We start from the raw sequence: 419 nt of genomic DNA, 5'->3' as shown, positions 1-419 counted from the left end.
AGTAAGGATTCCGCGGATCCTCTGCCACCGCCCGAGCGAAATACCGCAGTGACTTTTCGTTGTCGAAATCGAGCCCGAGCGTTCCCAGGATATACAGGGCCAGCGGATGGTTGGGCGTGCGAGCCAGGACCCTGAGGCACAGTTCCTCGGCCTCGGACAGACGTTGGGCCTGCTGCAACTCGAGCGCCTGCCGTAAAAGCAAGTCGTCGGCGTGGCTGCGGTCGGGGCCTGCCTTGGACTGCGCTTTGTATGGCGCAGCCTTCGGTGATGCCGCCTTCGGCGAGGGTTGGGTCTTGAGGTGCTTTGCCCACGCGGGCGGCAATCGGTTGCTCATCCTGTCTGGCTAGCAAAAGGGGTTTGGAGAATCCAGCCTCAATAGCCGTTTTGCGCAGAGCGCCGGCGCGGCCCATCGATTTACC

Annotated in this window: 1 pseudogene; it reads right to left on the bottom strand. The window is 62.3% G+C overall.

Annotated elements, in window-relative coordinates:
* Window positions 1–334, bottom strand: a pseudogene (locus tag EN852_RS35480) (sulfotransferase); the annotation flags it as partial.
* Between the last annotated feature and the right edge of the window lie 85 nt (window positions 335–419).

This window comes from Mesorhizobium sp. M2E.F.Ca.ET.209.01.1.1 (assembly GCF_004010375.2).
Taxonomy (GTDB): domain Bacteria; phylum Pseudomonadota; class Alphaproteobacteria; order Rhizobiales; family Rhizobiaceae; genus Mesorhizobium.
Note: the sequence above shows the minus strand (reverse complement) of the source record. Positions and strands in the feature narration are given on the sequence as shown.